General features: G+C 74.7%; 18 protein-coding genes and 2 pseudogenes. 9 read left to right on the forward strand and 11 right to left on the reverse strand.

Translation table 11 applies throughout. The annotated features are described in order from the left end of the window. Positions 1 to 41 precede the first annotated feature (41 nt). A complete protein-coding gene (locus tag PHK61_RS13770) occupies positions 42 to 476 on the forward strand; it encodes a hypothetical protein (protein ID WP_274281557.1) in 435 nt (144 codons plus the stop codon). A 213-nt stretch (positions 477 to 689) separates the two neighbouring features. On the opposite strand, the gene PHK61_RS13775 is transcribed toward PHK61_RS13770, so the two are convergent. After that, positions 690 to 1,421, reverse strand: a complete 732-nt coding sequence (locus PHK61_RS13775; protein WP_274281558.1) for a TetR/AcrR family transcriptional regulator — start codon at positions 1,419 to 1,421, stop codon at positions 690 to 692. Between the two features lie 322 nt (positions 1,422 to 1,743). Here PHK61_RS13775 and PHK61_RS13780 point away from each other — a divergent pair, with 322 nt between their 5' ends. From PHK61_RS13780 to PHK61_RS13790, 3 genes are all read left to right on the forward strand, one after another. Continuing rightward, positions 1,744 to 2,532 (forward strand): GntR family transcriptional regulator, encoded by a 789-nt coding sequence (locus tag PHK61_RS13780; RefSeq protein WP_274281559.1) that lies wholly within the window; start codon positions 1,744 to 1,746, stop codon positions 2,530 to 2,532. A gap of 16 nt (positions 2,533 to 2,548) precedes the next feature. Beyond that, positions 2,549 to 3,136, forward strand: coding sequence for a GNAT family N-acetyltransferase (locus PHK61_RS13785; protein WP_274281560.1), 588 nt, complete (start codon positions 2,549 to 2,551; stop codon positions 3,134 to 3,136). Between the two features lie 123 nt (positions 3,137 to 3,259). Beyond that, positions 3,260 to 4,285 carry an SDR family oxidoreductase gene (locus PHK61_RS13790; RefSeq protein ID WP_274281561.1) on the forward strand — a complete coding sequence of 342 codons (1,026 nt, stop codon included), beginning with the start codon at positions 3,260 to 3,262 and terminating at the stop codon, positions 4,283 to 4,285. 132 nt (positions 4,286 to 4,417) lie between these two features. On the opposite strand, the gene PHK61_RS13795 is transcribed toward PHK61_RS13790, so the two are convergent. From PHK61_RS13795 to PHK61_RS13825, 7 genes are all read right to left on the reverse strand, one after another. Further along, positions 4,418 to 5,008, reverse strand: coding sequence for a mycothiol transferase (locus PHK61_RS13795; RefSeq protein ID WP_274281562.1), 591 nt, complete (start codon positions 5,006 to 5,008; stop codon positions 4,418 to 4,420). 81 nt (positions 5,009 to 5,089) lie between these two features. Then, a complete protein-coding gene (locus PHK61_RS13800; protein ID WP_274281563.1) occupies positions 5,090 to 5,851 on the reverse strand; it encodes an SDR family NAD(P)-dependent oxidoreductase in 762 nt (253 codons plus the stop codon). Between the two features lie 25 nt (positions 5,852 to 5,876). Beyond that, entirely contained in the window at positions 5,877 to 6,911 is a 1,035-nt protein-coding gene (locus PHK61_RS13805; RefSeq protein ID WP_274281564.1) for a transketolase family protein, read from the reverse strand. Further along, a complete protein-coding gene (locus tag PHK61_RS13810; protein ID WP_274281565.1) occupies positions 6,908 to 7,840 on the reverse strand; it encodes a transketolase in 933 nt (310 codons plus the stop codon). The genes PHK61_RS13805 and PHK61_RS13810 overlap by 4 nt, the downstream gene beginning before the upstream one ends. Positions 7,841 to 7,865: 25 nt before the next feature. Next, positions 7,866 to 9,251 (reverse strand): MFS transporter, encoded by a 1,386-nt coding sequence (locus PHK61_RS13815; RefSeq protein WP_274281566.1) that lies wholly within the window; start codon positions 9,249 to 9,251, stop codon positions 7,866 to 7,868. A 231-nt stretch (positions 9,252 to 9,482) separates the two neighbouring features. Next, positions 9,483 to 10,142 carry a GntR family transcriptional regulator gene (locus tag PHK61_RS13820; protein WP_274281567.1) on the reverse strand — a complete coding sequence of 220 codons (660 nt, stop codon included), beginning with the start codon at positions 10,140 to 10,142 and terminating at the stop codon, positions 9,483 to 9,485. An 88-nt stretch (positions 10,143 to 10,230) separates the two neighbouring features. Continuing rightward, positions 10,231 to 11,049: a bestrophin-like domain gene (locus PHK61_RS13825; RefSeq protein ID WP_274281568.1), complete on the reverse strand. Its 819-nt coding sequence runs from the start codon at positions 11,047 to 11,049 to the stop codon at positions 10,231 to 10,233. 91 nt (positions 11,050 to 11,140) lie between these two features. On the opposite strand from PHK61_RS13825, the gene PHK61_RS13830 reads away from it, so the two are divergent. From PHK61_RS13830 to PHK61_RS13845, 4 genes and pseudogenes are all read left to right on the forward strand, one after another. After that, the gene (locus tag PHK61_RS13830) at positions 11,141 to 11,491 is read left to right on the forward strand and encodes an ArsR/SmtB family transcription factor (protein WP_274281569.1); all 351 of its coding nucleotides are present in this window, start codon (positions 11,141 to 11,143) and stop codon (positions 11,489 to 11,491) included. A gap of 18 nt (positions 11,492 to 11,509) precedes the next feature. Continuing rightward, positions 11,510 to 12,949: an ABC transporter substrate-binding protein gene (locus PHK61_RS13835; protein ID WP_274281570.1), complete on the forward strand. Its 1,440-nt coding sequence runs from the start codon at positions 11,510 to 11,512 to the stop codon at positions 12,947 to 12,949. A gap of 61 nt (positions 12,950 to 13,010) precedes the next feature. Then, positions 13,011 to 13,133 (forward strand): annotated as a pseudogene (locus PHK61_RS13840) (nitrile hydratase subunit beta); the annotation flags it as partial. Between the two features lie 82 nt (positions 13,134 to 13,215). Then, positions 13,216 to 13,428 (forward strand): amidase family protein, encoded by a 213-nt coding sequence (locus tag PHK61_RS13845; protein ID WP_420791390.1) that lies wholly within the window; start codon positions 13,216 to 13,218, stop codon positions 13,426 to 13,428. A gap of 33 nt (positions 13,429 to 13,461) precedes the next feature. Here PHK61_RS13845 and PHK61_RS13850 read toward each other — a convergent pair. Continuing rightward, positions 13,462 to 13,839: pseudogene (locus tag PHK61_RS13850) on the reverse strand (NAD(P)/FAD-dependent oxidoreductase); the annotation flags it as partial. A gap of 427 nt (positions 13,840 to 14,266) precedes the next feature. Between PHK61_RS13850 and PHK61_RS13855 the strand changes: the two are divergent. Then, positions 14,267 to 14,482, forward strand: coding sequence for a dodecin family protein (locus PHK61_RS13855; protein ID WP_274281572.1), 216 nt, complete (start codon positions 14,267 to 14,269; stop codon positions 14,480 to 14,482). Positions 14,483 to 14,497: 15 nt separating this feature from the next. Here PHK61_RS13855 and PHK61_RS13860 read toward each other — a convergent pair whose 3' ends face one another. Both PHK61_RS13860 and PHK61_RS13865 read right to left on the reverse strand, forming a co-directional pair. Then, entirely contained in the window at positions 14,498 to 16,465 is a 1,968-nt protein-coding gene (locus tag PHK61_RS13860) for a 3-oxoacyl-[acyl-carrier-protein] synthase III C-terminal domain-containing protein (protein WP_274281573.1), read from the reverse strand. Positions 16,466 to 16,570: 105 nt separating this feature from the next. Next, positions 16,571 to 18,127 (reverse strand): acetolactate synthase large subunit, encoded by a 1,557-nt coding sequence (locus tag PHK61_RS13865; protein ID WP_274281574.1) that lies wholly within the window; start codon positions 18,125 to 18,127, stop codon positions 16,571 to 16,573. Between the last annotated feature and the right edge of the window lie 133 nt (positions 18,128 to 18,260).

Genomic DNA, 18,260 nt, shown 5'->3' on the forward strand with positions numbered 1-18,260 from the left:
CATACTCGGTCCTCCTCCACTTCCCTGGCTAGGAGTTCCTCGTGACCGAGGCGGGTCCCACGCATCCTCCGAGCGCCCCGCGCGACGACCCGCGCGACGACCACCGTGACGACCACCGTGACGACACGGGCGACGACCCCGGCGAGAACCGGTGGCGCTACGGGCTCTACGCCGTGCTCGGCGGCACGGTGCTCATCGCGCTGATCGCGGTCGTGGCGATCCTGCGCTACCCGGTGGCGGCCGACGCCGCGACGGCGACCGCGCCGTTCGTCGCCGCGATCGGCGCGATCACGGGCGCGTACTTCGGCATCCAGGCCGGCTCGGCGAACCAGGCCCGCACCCACGACGCGTTCGTCGACGCGAGCCACCGCGCGGAGCGGTGGGCCGCGCTCGCGGACCCGTCCATGGCGGCCCAGATGATCGGCGTGCCGGACCCGGCGCCCACCTCGCCCGTCAACGCCGACGGCAGGAAGTAGTTCCGCGGTTCGTGGTCCCGGGTCCTGGTCGCCGCCCCTACCGTTCTCCTCGACCGCCCGACCGGTCCCTGGCTCTCGGATCGGTCGGTCGGTCGGCTCTCCGGAGCCGTCCGTGCCACCGCACCGCACGGCGAGACGCGGCGGGGCACGGCGACACGGAGGCACGCGCGGAAGCGACGAGGGGCGTCCCCGAGGGGGCGCCCCTCGTTCGCGTCAGGGCTCGGTGTCCACGCCGTGGATCACGGGGCCGTCGACGTCCTGGGGACCGACCCCGTCGGGTCGCTGCCGCTGCCGCCAGGGTCGCGCCGTCCACCGCCGCGACCAGTCCGGTGTCGCGATGAGCGGGAGGAACCCGGCCCAGAACTCGTCCACGAGATCCCGGAGGGGCGTGACACCGCTCCAGCCCTCGGACACCGTCGCCCGGCCGGCGAAGCCGGCGACGACCTCGCCGGCCACCCAGCCCGGGTCGGCCTCGGGACGGAGCAGGCCCTCGGCCTGCGCCTCGACGAGCAGCTCCTCGGCCTGGTCGCGCCACCAGGTCGTGACCTCGGCCAGGGTCGGCGAGACGACCACGCCGTCCCGCAGCACGCGCCCGGCGCCGCGCACGATCGGGTCGTCGAGGCGGACGATCACGGCGTCGGTCAGGAGCACGAGCGCCTCCAGACCGTCGGCGGCGACCCGGCGGACCTCGGGCAGGACCAGGTCCCACGACGCGCTCATCTCCGCGACGAGGGCCTCGGCGACGGCCTGCTTGGACGCGAAGTGGAAGTAGAGCGCGCCCTTGGTCGGGACGCCGTTGCCCAGGAGGTCGTTCAGCGCCGTGCCGTGGAAGCCCCGCGCCGCGAAGCGCTCCCCCGCCGCGGCGAGCAGGGCACGCCGCGTGGCACGCGACCGCGCCTGCTGGGGCACCCGCGCGCCGTCGGTCGCGGGCTCGGCGTCGCTCACCACCGCGCCACCCCCCTCACCGCCGGTCGCCCCGGACACCGCAGTGTGGTGCCGGACGTCGCGGCGTGCAGCCGCTGGACGAACGACGCACCGGGTGGCCGACGAGCGGAACACGCCTTCTCCGGAAGCGTACCGCTGGGTACGATTCTTGTGCGGACCTCAGGGAGTCGGGGTCCTGTTCCGCGAGCGGGAGGCGGCGTCGCCGGAGAGGGGGCCGGCGACGCTGCCTGCCTGTGCCCGCGTCACCACCGACCGTCCTCGCGCCCTCTGCGGGCGAGGAAATGTAGGGTCAATCCCGAGGGTCCGGTGGAGGGAGCCGCGGGTGGGGTCGAGGTTGGACCGGGCGAGCGCCGCCCCCCTGTGGTCGCAGCTGCAGGACGACCTGCGAGCCCGGATCCGGCGCGGGGAGTTCGCGCAGGCGTTCCCCGGCGAGCTGGCCCTGGTCGAGGAGTACGCCGTCAGCCGCAACACGGTCCGGCAGGCCCTCGCCCAGCTGCGGGCCGCCGGCGTGGTCACCGCCGAGCGCGGCCGCCCGCCCCGGGTGGCCGACCGGCACGCGCGCCCCGAGATCACGCAACCGGTCGGCGCCCCGTCCACCCTCTTCGACGCCGTCGAGAGCACCGGGCGCACGCAGACCAGCGTGGTCCGCGCGCTCGAGCGCACCGTCGACGGCGTCGTCGCCGTCCGCCTCGGGCTCGAGGAGTCCACGCCCCTGCTGCACCTGGAGCGGCTGCGGTTCGCCGACGACGAGCCCCTGGCGTGGGACCGCGCCTGGCTCCCCTTCGACGCCGCGGCCGGGCTGCTGGACGCCGACCTCGCCCGCACCGCGCTCTACGACGAGCTCGCCCGGCACACCGGGCTGCGGGTCGACAGCGGGCACGAGCGCATCCGCGTCGCCCTGGCCGACCCCGTCCGCGCCCGCCTGCTCGGCATCGGCACCGGGGACCCCGTCTTCCGCATCGAGCGGGTCGGTCACCAGGACGGCGTCCCCGTCGAGTGGCGCCAGACCGTCGTGCGCGGCGACCGGTTCAGCCTCACCGCCGCCTTCGGGCCGCGGCAGCCCTGGCAGCTCGCCCCCGAGACCACCGACCGTGCCCCGGTCCCGGCGTGACCCCGGGAGGCCGCCGATGAGGACCGCGCTGCTCCCCCGCGACGGCCGGTCCGACGGGTCCCCGACGACGTGGTCGTGCCGGTGGGAGACCGCCCTCGCACCGCGCGAGCACGACGCGCTCGCCGCCCTGCTCGCCCGCAGCTACGCCACGACCGCGTTCGCCCGCGGCCGCAGCTGGGCCGGGGCACGCCCCGAGCTGCGGGTTCTCGGTCACCGGGACGGCGAGCTCGTCGCCCACGCCGCGGTGATCCGCCGCTTCCTGCGCGCCCCCGACGAGGACACCTCGGTGCTCGTCGGCGACGTCGGCCTGGTCGCGGTGCACCCCGGGCGCCAGGGCGGGGGCCTCGGCGGCGCCCTGATGCGCTCGGTGGCCTCGACGCTGGACCGGCTCGGCCTGCCGTTCGGGTTCCTGACCTGCGACCCCGAGGTCCGGGCGTTCTACGAACGCTGCGGGTGGACCCCGCTGCTCGAGCACCCCGTGCGATCGATCCGCGTCGACCAGGATCTCGAGGACCACCGCCGTCACGGCATGCTCCTGCCCGTCGCGCGGCCGGCCACCGAGTGGCCCGCAGGGCGCGTCGAGCGCAACGGTCAGGAGATCTGAGGCCGGCCGGCGGCGCGACCGCCGGGGGGTGGTCTGCGCAGCCACGGATCGGCAGGCCGTGGCTGTCCTCCCGGTGCTCGGTGAGTGTCGACCGCAGTCGCCCACCGATCCGAGGAGCGCTCCGTGACGAACGATCCCGCCCCGGCCGCCGTGCCCCGCACCACCGACATCACCGTCCCCGACATCACCGTCCCCGACCTCGCCGGCCGGCGCGCCGTCGTCACCGGCGCCAGCGACGGCGTCGGGCTCGGCCTCGCCCGCCGGCTCGCCGCCGCCGGCGCGGAGGTCGTCCTGCCCGTCCGCAACCCGCGCAAGGGCGAGGCCGCGATCGCGGCGATCCGCGAGCAGACCCCCGACGCCGACGCGTCGCTGCGCGAGCTCGACCTCTCGTCGCTGGCGTCCGTCGCCGCCCTCGGCGCCGCCCTGCGCGAGGAGGGCCGGCCGATCCACCTCCTGGTCAACAACGCCGGCGTCATGACCCCGCCCGACCGGCAGACCACCGCCGACGGGTTCGAGCTGCAGTTCGGCACCAACCACCTCGGCCACGTCGCGCTCGTCGCCCACCTGATGCCCCTGCTACAGGCCGGCCGCGGCCGCGTGACCTCGCAGATCAGCGTGGCCGCGCGCCGCGGCGCCGTCCACTGGGACGACCTGCACTGGCAGGGCTCCTACGAAGGCACGCGCGCCTACGCCCAGTCCAAGATCGCGTTCGGGCTCTTCGCGCTCGAGCTCGACCGGCGCAGCCGGGCCGGCGGCTGGGGCATCACCAGCAACCTGTCCCACCCCGGTGTCGTCCCCACCAACCTGCTCGCCGCGCGCCCGGAGGTCGGCCGCGCGCAGGACATGCCCCGGATCAGGCTCATCCGGGCCCTGTCCCGCTGGGGTCTGCTCGGCACCGTCGAGACCGCGCTGCTGCCCGCCCTCCACGCCGCGGTCTCGCCCGACGCCCGCGGCGGCCGTCTCTACGGCCCGGACGGGTTCGGCAACCTCCGCGGCGCCCCCGCCGAGCAGCGGCTCTACCGCCCGCTGCGCAGCACCGAGGACGCCGAGCGGATCTGGGACGTCTCGGTGCGGCTGGCGGGGGTGTCCTTCCCCCGGGACCGGACCGTCGCCCCGGATACGCCGCCAGGTGTCCGACGGGCCGGATGACCGACGCGCAGGAGGCCCGCTCCGTGCGTCAGCGTTCGATCATCCGCATCTGGGCTTCGATGTGGTACCCGCCCACGGCCGGGGGTGTTCGTCGAGGCGGCGCAACTGCTCGGGGCCGCAGCGTCGTCGACCTCAGGCCAGGAGCGTGCCCGGCGCCGGCCGGTAGGGCGCGAAGAAGTCGTTGGCGCTCGCCCCGGCCAGCGTCATCACCAGCGCCGGCACCGCCACGCCGTCGATCTGCTCGCGGATGATGTCGGCGTGCCCCGCGTGGCGGGCCCACTCCTCGAGCAGGTGCACGAGGTGGTGGCGGGTACGGATCGGCCGGGCGTCGAGGATCCCGTGCCACGGGGCGGGCGGCGCCGTGGCGTCCCCCGCCGGATCGGTCGCGGCGACGGTCGCCAGCAGCTCGGTCCGGAGCCGGTCGAACTCCTCGATGGTCCCGGCCACCGTCTCGTCCTCGCGCACGGCGAAGCTGTCGGCGAACGCGGCGAACGCCGCCTCGTCGATCGTCTGCTCGACGGTGCCGCGCAGCCGCTGCAGCGCCCCGCGCATGCCGTGGGCGGCGTGCTTGATGATGCCCCCGACCGACAGCGCACTGCGGCAGGGCGTCTCGCGCGCCTGCTCCTCGGTCAGGCCCAGCGCGGCGGCGCGGATGGCCGCGAGCTGCTCGTCGAGGTAGTGGACGAGGCCGGTGACCTCGTCGTGCTGAGCGGGTGCGTACATCGCGCGGCCTCCGGGCTCCCTCGTGATCGTGTGGAGACGATCCTGCCGACCGGGGCGGACAGGTCGTGTCCGCCTCCGCGCTCAGTGGATGTGCGACCCGCCGTTGACGTCGTAGGTGGCGCCGGTGACGTAGCCGGTCTCCTCCCGGCACAGGTAGGTGATGAGGTCCGCGACGTCCTCGACGCGACCGTTGCGCCCGACGGGGATGCCGGCGAGCAGTGCGGCCTTGCGTTCGCCCTCGAGCGCGCCGCCGGTGATGTCCGTGTCGATGAGACCCGGCGCGACGCTGTTGACGGTCACCCCGGACGGGCCGAGCTCGCGGGCCAGGGCCCGGGCGAACCCCAGCTGGGCGGCCTTGGCGGCCGAGTAGGCGACACCGCCGAAGACGCCGCCGCCGCGCTCGGCCGACACCGAGGACAGGAACACGATGCGCCCGAAGCCGCGCTCGGCCATGCCGGGAGCGAGCCGGCGGGTGACGTGGTACGCGCCGCGGACGTTGACGGCGAACACGCGCTCCCACTCGGCGTCGCTGACCTCGAGGAACGGCACCGGCGAGGTGATGCCGGCGTTGTTGACCACGGCGCCGACCGGGGGCAGCGCCTCGGTGACGGTGGCCAGCGCGGTGTCGACCGAGGCGTCGTCGGTGACGTCGCAGGCGGCGCCGAGGGCGGCGACACCGTGGGCGGCGGCCACCTCGTCGGCGGTCTCCTTGGCGCCGGCCTCGTCGAGGTCGAGCACGGCGACGTTCCACCCGGCGGCGGCGAGGGCGTGGGCGGTGGCGCGGCCGATGCCGCGGCGGGAACCGGCGCCGGTGACGACGGCGGTCATGGCGGAGATGGGCACGGAGGTCTCCCGGGGATCAGGGCGGTCAGGCGGACGCGGGTGCGGGGTCGGCGGGCCAGGGCGCGCGGTCGTCGAGCTCCGCCTTGACGCGGGCGACGACGGCGTCGGTGGACAGGCCGTAGCGGTCGTGCAGGGTCGGCAGGGCGCCGGCGGCGAGGAACTCGTCGGGCAGCGCGATCTGCCCGAACCGCGTGGCGACGCCGGCGAGGGCGAGCGAGGTGGCGACGGCCTCCCCGAGCCCGCCGACCACGGTGTGGTTCTCGCAGGTCAGGACGAGCCGGTCGGAGCGGGCGGCGCGGACGATCGCCTCGCGGTCGAGCGGCTTGATCGTCGGCACGTGCAGGACGGCGACGTCGACGTGGTCGGCCTCGAGGCGGGCGGCGGCCTGCAGCGCCCGCATCGTCATGAGGCCGGTGGAGATGAGCAGGACGTCGCGCCCGGTCCGCAGCTCGGCGGCCCTGCCGAGCTCGAAGCGGTAGTCGTACTCGTCGAGGACGGTGGGCACCGATCCGCGCAGCAGGCGCAGGTAGGTCGGCCCGTCGTGGTCGGCGAGCGCCGGCACGGCCTGCTCGATGTCCACCGAGTCGCAGGGGTCGACGATCGTGAGGTTCGGGCAGCCGCGCAGGATCGCGAGGTCCTCGGTGGCCTGGTGGCTGGGGCCGTAGCCGGTGGTCAGACCGGGCAGCCCGCCGACCACGTTGACGTTGAGCCCGGGCTCGGCGATGTCGAGGGCGAGGAAGTCGTAGGCGCGACGCGTGGCGAACACCGAGTACGTCGACGCGAACGGCACCAGCCCGACCTCGGCCATCCCGGCCGCGGCGCCGAGCAGGACCTGCTCGGCCATGCCCATCTGGAAGAAGCGCTCCGGGTGGGCCTCGCGGAAGACGTGCATGTCGGTGTACTTGGCGAGGTCGGCCGAGAGCCCGACGATCTCGGGACGCTCCTGCGCGAGGGCAGCCAGCGCGTGGCCGAACGGTGCGGGGGTCGTGCGCTGGTCGGCGTCGGCGAACGACGCGATCATCGCCGAGGTCGTGAGCTTCTTGGGCGCGGCGGTGGTCATCGGTCGTGTCCTTCCTGGATGGTCGAGCTCCGCTCCCCGATCGGCGTGCTCGTCCTGAGGTCTCCCGTCAGGAGCTGGTCACGGGCGATCTGCCACTCGTGCTCCTCGACGCGCAGGAAGTGCGCCTTCTCGCGCGTCTCGAGCATCGGCACGCCGCGCCCGGGGCGGGTGTCGCAGAGCAGGACCGACGGTCCGGTGGGGTCGGCGGTGAGCTCGTCGAGGGCGTCGACGAGGGCGGCGACGTCGTTGCCGTCGACCCGGCGCACGGCCCAGCCGAAGGCGCGCCACTTGTCCTCGAGCGGGTCGATGCGCAGCACACCCGCGGTGGGCCCGTCGGCCTGCAGGCCGTTGACGTCGACGACGGCGAGCACGTTCGCGAGCCCGTGGTGGGCGCAGGACATCGCGGCCTCCCAGGTGGAGCCCTCGTCGAGCTCGCCGTCCGACAGGAGGTCGACGATCCGGGCGGAACTGCCGAGATGGCGCAGGCCCAGCGCCATCCCGGTGGCGACGCCCAGCCCGTGGCCCAGCGAGCCGCCGGAGATCTCCATGCCGGGGGTGTAGGACGCCATTGCCGACATCGGCAGGCGGGAGTCGTCGGAGCCGTAGGTCTCGAGCTCCTCGGTCGGGATGATGCCGGCCTCGGCGAACGCGGCGTAGGCGGCGATCGCGTAGTGGCCGATGGAGAGCAGGAAGCGGTCGCGGTCGGGCCACTCGGGGTCGTGCGGGCGGAGGCGCAGCGTGTCGCCGAACAGGACGGCGAGCACGTCGGCGACGCCGAGCGCCTGGCCGATGTAGCCCTGGCCCTGGACCTCGCCCATGTCGAGGGCGTGGCGGCGGATGCGGTAGGCCGCGTCGCGCAGGCGGGCCACGCGCTCGGTGGGGGTCGCGGCGGCGCCGGTGGTGACCGGGGCGGTGGTCGTGGAGGTCATGTCGTGTCTCCGGATCGGTCGGGGGTCAGGAGGCGGTGACCGGGCTGGCCGGGGCCCGCGGCGCGTCGGTGCGCGCGAGCTCGTCGACGGCGGCCTTCTCCGCAGGGCCCCAGGTCTCGCGGGTGAGCAGGGTGGCGGCCACGCCGCACACGCCGTAGAAGGTGATCAGCAGCGCCGGGCCGATCCAGCCGAAGCCCGCGAACAGGGCGGTCGCGATCAGCGGGGTGAAGCCGGAGACGACCGCGGAGAGCTGGTAGGCCAGCGAGGCGCCGGTGGTGCGGGTCCGGGCGGCGAACAGCTCGGAGAACCAGGCGCCCTGCACGCCGGCGAGCATGTTCTGGCAGACCGCGTAGCTGACGACGAACGCCGCGACGATCGCCAGCGCGGTCCCGGTGTTGACGAGCAGGAAGAGCGGCACGCCCCAGAGCGCGGTGATCGCGGTGCCCACCAGGTACACCGGGCGGCGGCCCACGCGGTCGGTCAGCGAGCCCCAGAAGACGGTGGCGGCGATGCCGATCGCCGCGGCGATCATGGTCGCGGTCAGCGTCGTCGTGCGGTCGGAGATGTCCTCCGAGGTCAGGTAGGACACGACGAAGGTGATGGTGACCGCGTAGCCGGCGGTCTCGGTCATGCGCAGGAAGAAGGCCCGCAGGATGTTGCGCCAGTCGTCGCGCACGACCTCGAGCAGCGGGTTCTTCGAGACCTCCCCCTCGGACTTGAGCTCCTCGAACTCCGGGGACTCCTCGACCTTGAGCCGGATGACGATCCCGACGGCGATCAGCACCGCGGACAGCAGGAACGGCACGCGCCACGCCCACTGGTCGCCGAGCGGGACGCTGACGAGGAACGCGACGTTCGCCAGCAGCAGGCCGACCGGGAAGCCGGCCTGCGTGATGCCGGTGTAGAGACCCCGTCTGCGCCAGGGCGCGTGTTCGAACGTCATGAGGATGGCGCCGCCCCACTCGGCGCCGAAGGCGAGACCCTGCACCACGCGGACGACCACCAGCAGGACCCCGGCCCAGACGCCGACCTGCTGATAGGTGGGCAGCAGGCCGATCAGGACGGTCGCGATGCCCATGAGCAGCAGCGAGCCGACGAGGACGGGCTTGCGGCCGATGCGATCGCCCAGGTAGCCGCCGATGATCCCGCCGAGCGGGCGGACCGCGAAGCCGACCCCGAGCGTGGCGAACGAGAGCAGGGTCCCGGAGAGCGGGTCGTCGGCCGGGAAGAAGACGGTGTTGAAGTACAGGGCCGCGGCGACCCCGAACCCGATGAAGTCGTAGGTCTCGATGGTCGCCCCGATCGACGACCCGATGGCGACCCGCTTGCGGGCCGGGGTGCCCTCCACGGGGTGGCGCGTGCTCTCGGCAGCCGGGCCGGCGTCGGCCGGTGCCCCGTTCCGTTCGGTCATGGTGATCTCCGCTGATCGTGGGGACTCGACGGGGGGTGGCTGCCGCGCGTCGGCCAACCCCAACAGTCGACTGTTAACAGTCAGCTGTTGGGGGAAGATGGTGGAGCCGAGCGAGTCCCTCTGTCAACAGTCGACGAGGACGGATTCCAGGGGTCCTGACCTGGGCCGATCACCCGGAGCGAGGGCAGAGATCGTCAGGAGGCCGCCGTGGCGGTCCTCGGCGGCGTCGCCTCAGCCCGCGTCGTCGGCGGCCGCGAAGTGGTCCGCCGCGGCCGCCATGTGCCCCTCGACCACGGACAACGCCGTGGCGAGCTCGCCGCTCTCGATCGCGTCGATGATCGGTGCGTGCCGGTCGCCTGCCATCATCACCGGCGAGTTCTCGGCGTCGCCGTTCATGATCGTCACCCGGATGCGGCCCTCGAGCGCGCGCCAGGCCTCGACGAGCATAGAGTTCTGCGACAGCCGGCACAGCAGCAGGTGGAAGCCGAGGTCGGCCTCGACGCGCTCGGCGAAGTCACCGCGCCCGAGCCCGCCCAGGGCGGCGCGCAGCGTGTCCACGGCCTGCTGGCGCCGCGGCGAGCTGATGATCTCCGAGACCGCGAGTCCCTCGAGCGCGGCGCGGACCTTGAACAGCTCGCGCACCTCGGTGGCGGACAAGCGGTTGACCCGCAGCATCCCCCGGTTGCCGGCGGTGACCAGGCCTTCCTGCTGGAGGTGGCGCAGCGCCTCGCGCACGGTCCCCCGGCTGACGCCGAGGTGGGTGGCGAGCTCGACCTCGCCGAGGTGATCGCCCGGTCGGTAGCGCCCCGCGGTGATGGCCGCCCGCAGCGCCGCCAGCGACCGCTCGCGCAGCGTGCTGCGGTCCAGGCTCTCCAACGGCTCGATGCTCACGCGGCACCTCCCTCGACAGCGCCATCGTAGCCGCGGTGCCGACAGCAGAGTGATGACTGTCGACACCGGCGTGGCGACGCTCCGGGTCTCAGACCGACCGGCCCTCGCCGTCGCACGGCACCGGCACCGGCACCGTCTCGCCCGGCAGCGCGGCGATCCGGCGCTGCACGTCGATCATCGCCGTCGGCTCGGTGCGGGCGGGCCCGCTGTAGGGGCGGTCGAGGTCGTGCACCACGAGCAGCGTGAGGCCGAAGACCACCGTCGTGCCGGCGAGGACGGCCACCTGCACGCCCGTCCGCACCCCGGGGTGCACCAGGGCGGCGAGCCCGCCGATCATCACCGCCATCGAGAGCAGCAGGACCACCCAGACCACCGTGGGCACGCTGGGACGACCGTCCTCGAAGCGCTGGATGCGGGTCCGGATGCGCTCGCTGTTGTCGGCGAGGATCGCGCCGACCGCCGTCGCGTTGCGGGGGTCGACGGCGGCCCGGGCCAGCGCGGCGGTGACCTGGTCGGCGGCCGCGTCGGCCACCGGCGACGGCGCGCCCCCGGCCTGGGCCCGCCAGTCGGGTCCGACGACCGAGCGGGTGTAGCACGTCAGCCGCCCGAGCACCTCGGCCCGCGCCGGCGGGGTCAGCAGCGTCGCGCCCTCGGCCATCGACAGCACGGCGCCCGCCTCGGTCGCCGCCTGCTCCCCCGCGTCGTCGAACGAGCTGTAGACCGACACCACCACGAACGCGAGGACGAGCGCCGCGAGGGTCCGCGCCGGCACGACCAGCTCGCTGATCGTCACGCCCTCCGCCCGCGCGAGCGGGTGGTCGTGGGAGCGCGTCCCGAAGACCTGCCGCCGGGTGAGGAAGCCGACCACGGCGGCCGCCGACAGGACGACGACCACGATCACCACCACGGCGCGACGCTACCCGGCGGAGCGAGGTGCGCCGTCGGCAGCGCGGACGGACGACGCGTGCACAGGTGTCGACCCGTGGTAGCTTCCGCGCGTGGAGGCGAACGAGAACCTGGCGTTCGACGCGCTCTCCGACCGCGTCCGTCGCCGGATCCTCGCCGCCCTCGGCGAGGAGGGGGAGCTGAGCGCGAGCGAGATCGCCGCGCGCATCGACTCCGTCGGCCGGACGTCGGTGTCGAGCCACCTGCGCGTGCTGCGCACCTCCGGGGTGGTCGTCGAGCGGCGCTCCGGGCGCAACCGGTTCTACTCGCTCGATCTCGACGGTACGGTCCGGGACGCCTTCGTCTACCTCCAGTCGATCCTGCGCGAGGCGACGACCTCGATCGACACCACCGACGCCCCGGAGCGGCACGACGCCGACCGCGGCGACCGTGGAGTCGGCTGACGCACCCCCGGGGCCGCGATGACCAGCACCACCGTTGCCGCGGAGCGCACCGTTTACCTCGACCGCCACGAGGTGTTCGCCCGCTTCGGCAGCTCCGAGGGCTCGGGGTGGCTGTTCGGCGCGCGGTGCGACCGTGTCGCCGAGGGCGCCGCGGTGAGCATGCGGCTGCCCGCGGCCGACGGCGCCGGCGACGGCCTGGAGATCCTCGGACGCTTCTCGCGCGTCGTGCCCGGCTCGCTGCTCGTCGTGGAGCACACGCAGCCGTGGCCGGGACGGCTGTGCGTGCGGTTCGGCTCGGCCGGCGTCGGACGGACGCGGGTGCGGGTCCGGGCCACCGTGCCGCCGGCGGGCGTGCAGTGGCTGCTGCACCGCCGCGGCGTGCCGCTGCCCGAACCGCCGGACGACGGCTCGGTCCGCGTCGGGGCGATCACCACCATGTCCGGCACCGGCGCGATCTACTCCGGCTCCGCCGAGGCCATGGCCGCGCTGGCGGTCGACGAGGTCAACGCCGACGGCGGCGTCGCCGGCCGGCGCCTCTCCCTGCTGACCGCCGACGACGGCACCGACGCCGAGCAGGCCGCCTTCGAGGCCCGCCGGATGGTCCGTCTGGGCTGCCGGGCCCTGTTCGTCAACACCACCTCGGCGAGCTTCGACGCGGTCCGCGCGGCCGTGGAGCGTACCGGCGTGCTGCTCGTGCACTCCGTCATCAACGAGGGCGGCGGCGGCTCGCCCACCGTCCTGCGCCTCGGCGAACGCCCTCGCGACCAGCTCGAGGCCCTGGTCGGTCCGACGATGCGCGCGACGGGTGGCCGACGGTGGTTCCTCGTCGGGCAGGACTACGTGTGGTCCCACGGCGCGCACCGCGACGCCCGCCGTGTGATCGACGCCGCGGGCGGACGGGTGGTCGGCGAGAAGCTGACCCCGCTGGGCACCACCGACTTCGACGCCATCGTCGAGGCGATCCCCCGGGCGGGCGCCGACCTCCTCCTCAGCTCGCTCGTCGGGGCCGACGAGGTGGCCTTCGAGCGCGCCGGCGTCCGGGCCGGGCTGCGCGACACGACGCGGACGGTGTCGCTCGTGCTCGACGAGGCGACGCTCGCGCACATGGGCGAGCACGCCGCCGAGGGCCTGCGGACGGCGCTGAGCTACTTCCAGGACGGCCCGGCCGCGGGCAACGCCGAGCTGCTCGCCCGCTACACGGACGCGCGCGGCGCCTGGGCGCCGCCCGTCACCGCGCTCTCGGAGACCGTCTACGAGGCCATCCACCAGTACGCCCGCGTGCTGCACCGCGACCCCGACGCGTCGGCGGCGGCGCACGTCGCGGCGTGGCGCCGGCGACCCTCCCCGCGGCACGACGTCGTCGGGGACCGGGACCTGCTGGCTCCCCCGCTGTACACCGCCGAGGCCTCGCGCGCCTCCCTGGTCATCGACGGCGTCATCGCCCCGCCGTCGGCCTAGATCACGCCCGACCTCGGCGGGAAGCAGGGTCACGGCCCGGGTCCACCCCGAGGACGAGCCGGTGTTCTCCTCGGAGTGGGAGAAGCGCGTCCTGCCGATGTTCCCGGCGATGGCGATGGCCGGCGCGTTCAACCTCGACGCCTTCCGCTCCGGGATGGAGCAGATCCCGGCCGCCGAGTACCTGACGTCGCGGTACTACGAGCACTGGATGCCCTCGATGGTGCTGCACGGCACCGAGGCCGGCGCTCGGCGAGACCACCGTCGAGATCGACCCGGGCGCCCCCGAGGACATGCTCTCGGCGATCATGCAGTTCACCGGGCTCCCGTCGCTGACCGGCCTGCCGGCCCTCAGCGTGCCCTGCGGTTTCGACCCCGACGGCCTCCCGATCGGCGTGCAGCTGATCGGGCGCGCCGGCGCCGCCTTCCAGACCCGCACGTCCTTCCACGAGCAGGTGCCGCCGCTGGTCGCCCCGCGCTGACCCGCCCGGGAGCGGCGCGGACGGTGCGATCGCCTACCGCTCGGGCGGGAAGGGCATGTGCGGGTGGTGCGGCACCTCGGGCGAGGAGGTCTCGAGGGGCACCGAGGTCGACCGGACCAGGCCCAGCTGGGTCGACTGCCGCCCGAGGACGGCGTCGAGGACCCAGTCGGCGGCGGTGCGCACCCTGTTGCCGGGCATCGAGAGCAGGTGGTACCCGCGGGTGATCGTCTTGGCGGGCAGCCCGGCCAGGCGCAGGTGCAGGGGGTTCGCGGCGGCGTCGGTGCTGCCCAGGTCGACGAGGAAGCCGAGGTCCCGGTGGCGGTAGGGCCGCTGCCGGCCGCGGCCCAGCGAGGCCGCGACGTTGCGCCCGGCGAGCCGACCCTGCCGCTGGGCGTGCTGGGCGGTCATCGTGGCGAGCGCCACCGAGCGCGGCAGCGTGTTCGCCAGCGACACCGAGATCCGGCGGGGCTCCAGGACCCCGCTCGCGACCTCGGGCAGCAAGGGCAGGTAGAGGAAGTAGTTGGTCGGGCTGATGAGCAGGATGTCCACCGCGTCGCCGGTGGCCTCGCCAGGGATCGAGCCGCGTTGTAGCCGGCGAACCCACCCCCCACGATGACCACCCGGGGACGGACGTCCCCCGGCGTCCCCGAACCGGTCCCGTTCCCCCGCGCGGCAAGCGTCACCCGGCTGAACTCCCCCACGGGCCCCCGGGCCGAAACGGGCGACCGCGGGCCCGCGTTGGCGGCGCGGCCGGGCAGCGGTTAGGGTCGGCCGAGCGCTGTGACCTAGCTCACATCGACCGATCCGACCGTGCACCGCCCCTCAAGGAGGACTCCTCATGGCCGACACCGTCTACCGCGTCACCGAGGTCATCGGCACCAGCACCGAGTCGTGGGAGGCCGCGGCGCGCAACGCCGTGGAGACCGCGGCCAAGACCGTCCGCGACATCCGCATCGCCGAGCTCGTCCGCTCGGACCTCGTCATCGAGAACGGCCAGGTCAGCGCCTTCCGCGTCCGCCTCGAGATCTCCTTCAAGTTCGAGACGAGCGACTGAGGGTCCCGCGCGCCGCTACTCGCCGAACGCCACCCGGACGTCGTCGGTCGTGGTCGGGGCCCGCTGCGCCGGCACCGCCCGCTCGGTCTCGAGGGGGTCGAGCACCACCTCGTCGGCCACGATCGCGGGGTCGACGCGGACGACCGCGTAACCGCCGACGGCCCCGGCCCCGAAGCCGGGGGCGAAGACCCGCAGCGGCCGGTCGATCGCGCCGTCGCGGACGGCGTCGTGGATCGCGATCGGGATGCTCGCGGCCGAGACGTTGCCCATGGTCTCGATGTTGAAGTAGAGCTGGTCGGCCGACAGCCCGGCCTTCGCGGCCAGGTCGAGGATCATCGTCTTGTTGGCCTGGTGCGGGACGATGAGCTCGATGCTCTCCAGCAGGCTGCGGCCGGGGTCGTCGGGGTCGGTCTGCGCGCCGAGCTCGCCGAGCATCTGGTCGAGGTAGCGCTGGACCAGCGACTTCACCTCGGGGCCGTAGACGGTGATGTCGTTGTCGAACTCCGGGTTCGGCCAGATGATCGAGTTGACCTCGGACCCGGGGCCGCTGGCGTAGGTCTGCAGGACCTCGACGTCGACCGGGGCGCCGTCCGCGGCGGGGGCCACGACCATCGCCGACGCGCCGTCGCCGAAGATCATCCGGGACGTGCGCGCGCTCCCGATCTTGTCGGAGAACTTCTCGACGCAGACCAGCAGCACGGGGCGGTCGACCTCCTGGAGCTGCCGGACCGCCTCCGCGAGCCCGTAGGGCAGTCCGGCGCAGGCCGCCACCATGTCCATCGACGTGTGGGTCTGCGCGAGCCCCAGCTCGCCGGACACCCAGCAGGCGATGGAGGGGATCTGGCGGTTGCTGGTGCAGGTGCTGACCAGCACCGCGCCGATCTCGTCGGGGGCCCGGCCGGACTTCTCGAGGGCCGCGCGGGCGGCGTCCAGCGCGAGGTGGTGGGGCTCGCGCGTCGAGTAGCGCCGCTGGCGGATCCCGGTCTTGCGGGCGATCTCCTCGGCGCTCATCGGCGACCAGGAGAAGCTGGCGTTGCGGATGACGTCGACGTTGTCGCAGACGTGCTCGCCGCGCACCACGGCCAGCGCCTCCAGCGCGGGCCGCACGGCGAAGGCCTCGCGCACCCGCACCGGCGGGTAGGGCGTCCGGGGCGCCACCGCCTCGGCCGGCATGCTCGGCGTCGTCGCCGGCGCGGGGCCGCCGTCGCGGGCCTGCTTGACCCGCTCGATGAACGCCGTGACGTCGCGGTTGCGCGGGTGGAAGGTGACGACGAAGTCGTCCGGGCCGATGTCGGCGGGACGGCGCAGCGTCGTCCGCGAGCCGTCCCACGGGTACAGGTTGTGCAGCACCATCGCCCAGCGGGTGAGCGCCTCGAGCTCGGGCACCTCCTCGTCGGCGTCGAAGATCTCGTCCATCGCGAAGACGTGGTGGTCGGGATCGTGGTCGGGCATGACGAAGGTGAGCGCGTCGGGTTGCGCGACGAACTCGGCGACGGTCGGCTTGATCGCGGGCAGCTCGGTGGCGTGGTGCAGCTTGTGCCGGAACACGTCGAAGAGCAGGGCGAACACCCGGTCCTCGGTGGCGGCGTCCCAGCGCGACGGCAGCTCCTGGTGGGCGCGCTCGACCGCCGCGACCTTGCGCTCGCGGTCCTCCCACGGGGTCAGCACCGGGAGGAAGACGTCGTCGCGCTGCCGGGGCACGTCGCGCCAGCGGGTCGGGCGCTTGTCGAACATCGTCATCGAGTACCGGTTGACCCAGAACAGGTTCTGGCCGAGGTCGCGCAGCAGCTCGAAGCGGCTCGGGTAGGAGCCGCTCTCCACCCGCGCGAGGATGTCGGTCCCCGTCGGGGCCTTCGCCTCGAAGTCCCTCTCGATGACCGCGGTGAACTGCTCGAGTGTCTCGAGGACGGTGAAGTCCAGCTCACCGAAGAAGTTGGCCGGGAAGACCAGACGGCCATGGCGATTGATCACGAACGGCTTCACGGCACCACCTCTGGCGTCCTGCGCGAGCGGTGGCCGAGCCGGCCACGTGTCCGCCCACTCTAGAAGAGTGGGGACGCCGCGGGAGGGGGCCACGGCGTCGGCCCGCTACCCGACCGCGGGGACGATCGCCTCGATGAGGTGCGGGCCCGGCTCGTCCTGCGCCCACCGCAGGGCGTCGAGCAGGTCCTCGGTCGTCTCCACCCGCCGCGCCGGGACGCCGTAGCCGGTCGCGAGCGACACGAAGTCCGGCGTCGGGTCGGCCAGGGTCAGCATGCGCCCGGCGCGCCCGGAGTGGGCGGCCTCCCCGGCCCCGGTCCGCGCCAGCTCCACCCGCAGGATCGCGTACGCCGAGTTGTTGATCAGCACGGTCGTGACGTCGAGCTGCTCGCGGGCCTGGGTCCAGAGCGCCTGCAGCGTGTAGAGGGCGCTGCCGTCGGCCTGCACCGCCACGACGGGCCGCTCCGGCGCCGCGATCGCGGCCCCGAGCGCGGTCGGCGGGCCCTGCCCGATGGCACCCCCGGTGAGCGCCAGCTGGGTGTGCGGCGCGGCGGTCTGCAGGGCCGGGGCGAGCACCGCGGCGGCGGTCAGCGACTCGTCGACCACGATGGCGTCCTCGGGCAGCGTCGCCGCGACCGCCGCGCACAGCGAGCGCACGTCGAGCGGTCCGGGCGCGGGCACCGGCGCGTCCCGCGGCGCCGGCTCGGCGACCGCGTCCGGCGCCACCTCGGCGGCCAGCGCCTCCAGGGCGGCGGCCGCGTCGGAGCCCGCGTCGGCGAGCCCGACCACGGCGCAGCCCGCGGGCACGAGGTCGCCGGGCACCCCGGGGTAGCCGAAGAACGACACGGGGGCGCGGGCCCCGGCCAGCACCAGCGACGACGCGCCGTCGAGCTGCGCGAGCGCCTCCTCGGCGAAGTACGCGAGCTTGTCCGCCCGCGGGCGCCCGGCGCCGGTGTCCCAGCACCGCGGGAAGGTCTCCACCAGCAGGCGGGCCCCGGTGGCGGCGGCGACCCGGCCGGCCGCGTCCATGGCGCGCCCGGTCAGCGCCGGACCGCCGAGCAGGATCACCGCGCCGGGCTCGCGCACCTCCGCCGCGACGGCCGCCACCCGGGAGGGCGCCGGCGGGACCGGGGCCGCGGCGGGCCGGGCGGGGGCGAGCGCGGCACCGTCGGACCACGACACGTCGGCGGGCAGGACCAGCGTGGCGACCTGTCCGCCGCGCTCGCGGGTCGCGGCCACGGCGCGCACCGCGTCGTCGGCGACGTCGCGCACGTCGCCGCAGGTGTGCACCCAGCCCGACACCGCCCCCGCCAGCGCGGTGATGTCGGACTGCAGGGGCGCGTCGTGACGCACGTGGCTCGTCGCGTGCGCGCCGACGATGCACAGCAGCGGGGTGCCGGCCCGGCGCGCGTTGTGCAGGTTGGCGATCCCGTTGCCGAGCCCCGGCCCCAGGTGCAGCAGCACCGCGGCGGGCCGCCCGGTGATCCGCGCGTGCGCGTCGGCCGCGCCGGTCGCGACGCCCTCGAACAGCGTCAGCACCCCGCGCATCTCCGGGACGGCGTCCAGGGCCTGCACGAAGTGCATCTCGGACGTGCCCGGGTTCATGAAGCACACGTCGACGCCCGCCCCGACCAGTGAGCCGACCAGGGCCTCGGCGCCCCTCACGCGGAGCACCGGTCGCGGGAGCCGGACGGGGAGCGCATCGAGGTCGTCATGGTGCCCACTCCACACCGTGCGGCCGAGCCGGTGCCCACCGGGCGGCACGGTTCTGCGTCACGACCGCGCCGCGCCGTCCTGC

It is taken from the genome of Actinomycetospora lutea (assembly GCF_028737205.1).
GTDB lineage: Bacteria > Actinomycetota > Actinomycetes > Mycobacteriales > Pseudonocardiaceae > Actinomycetospora > Actinomycetospora lutea.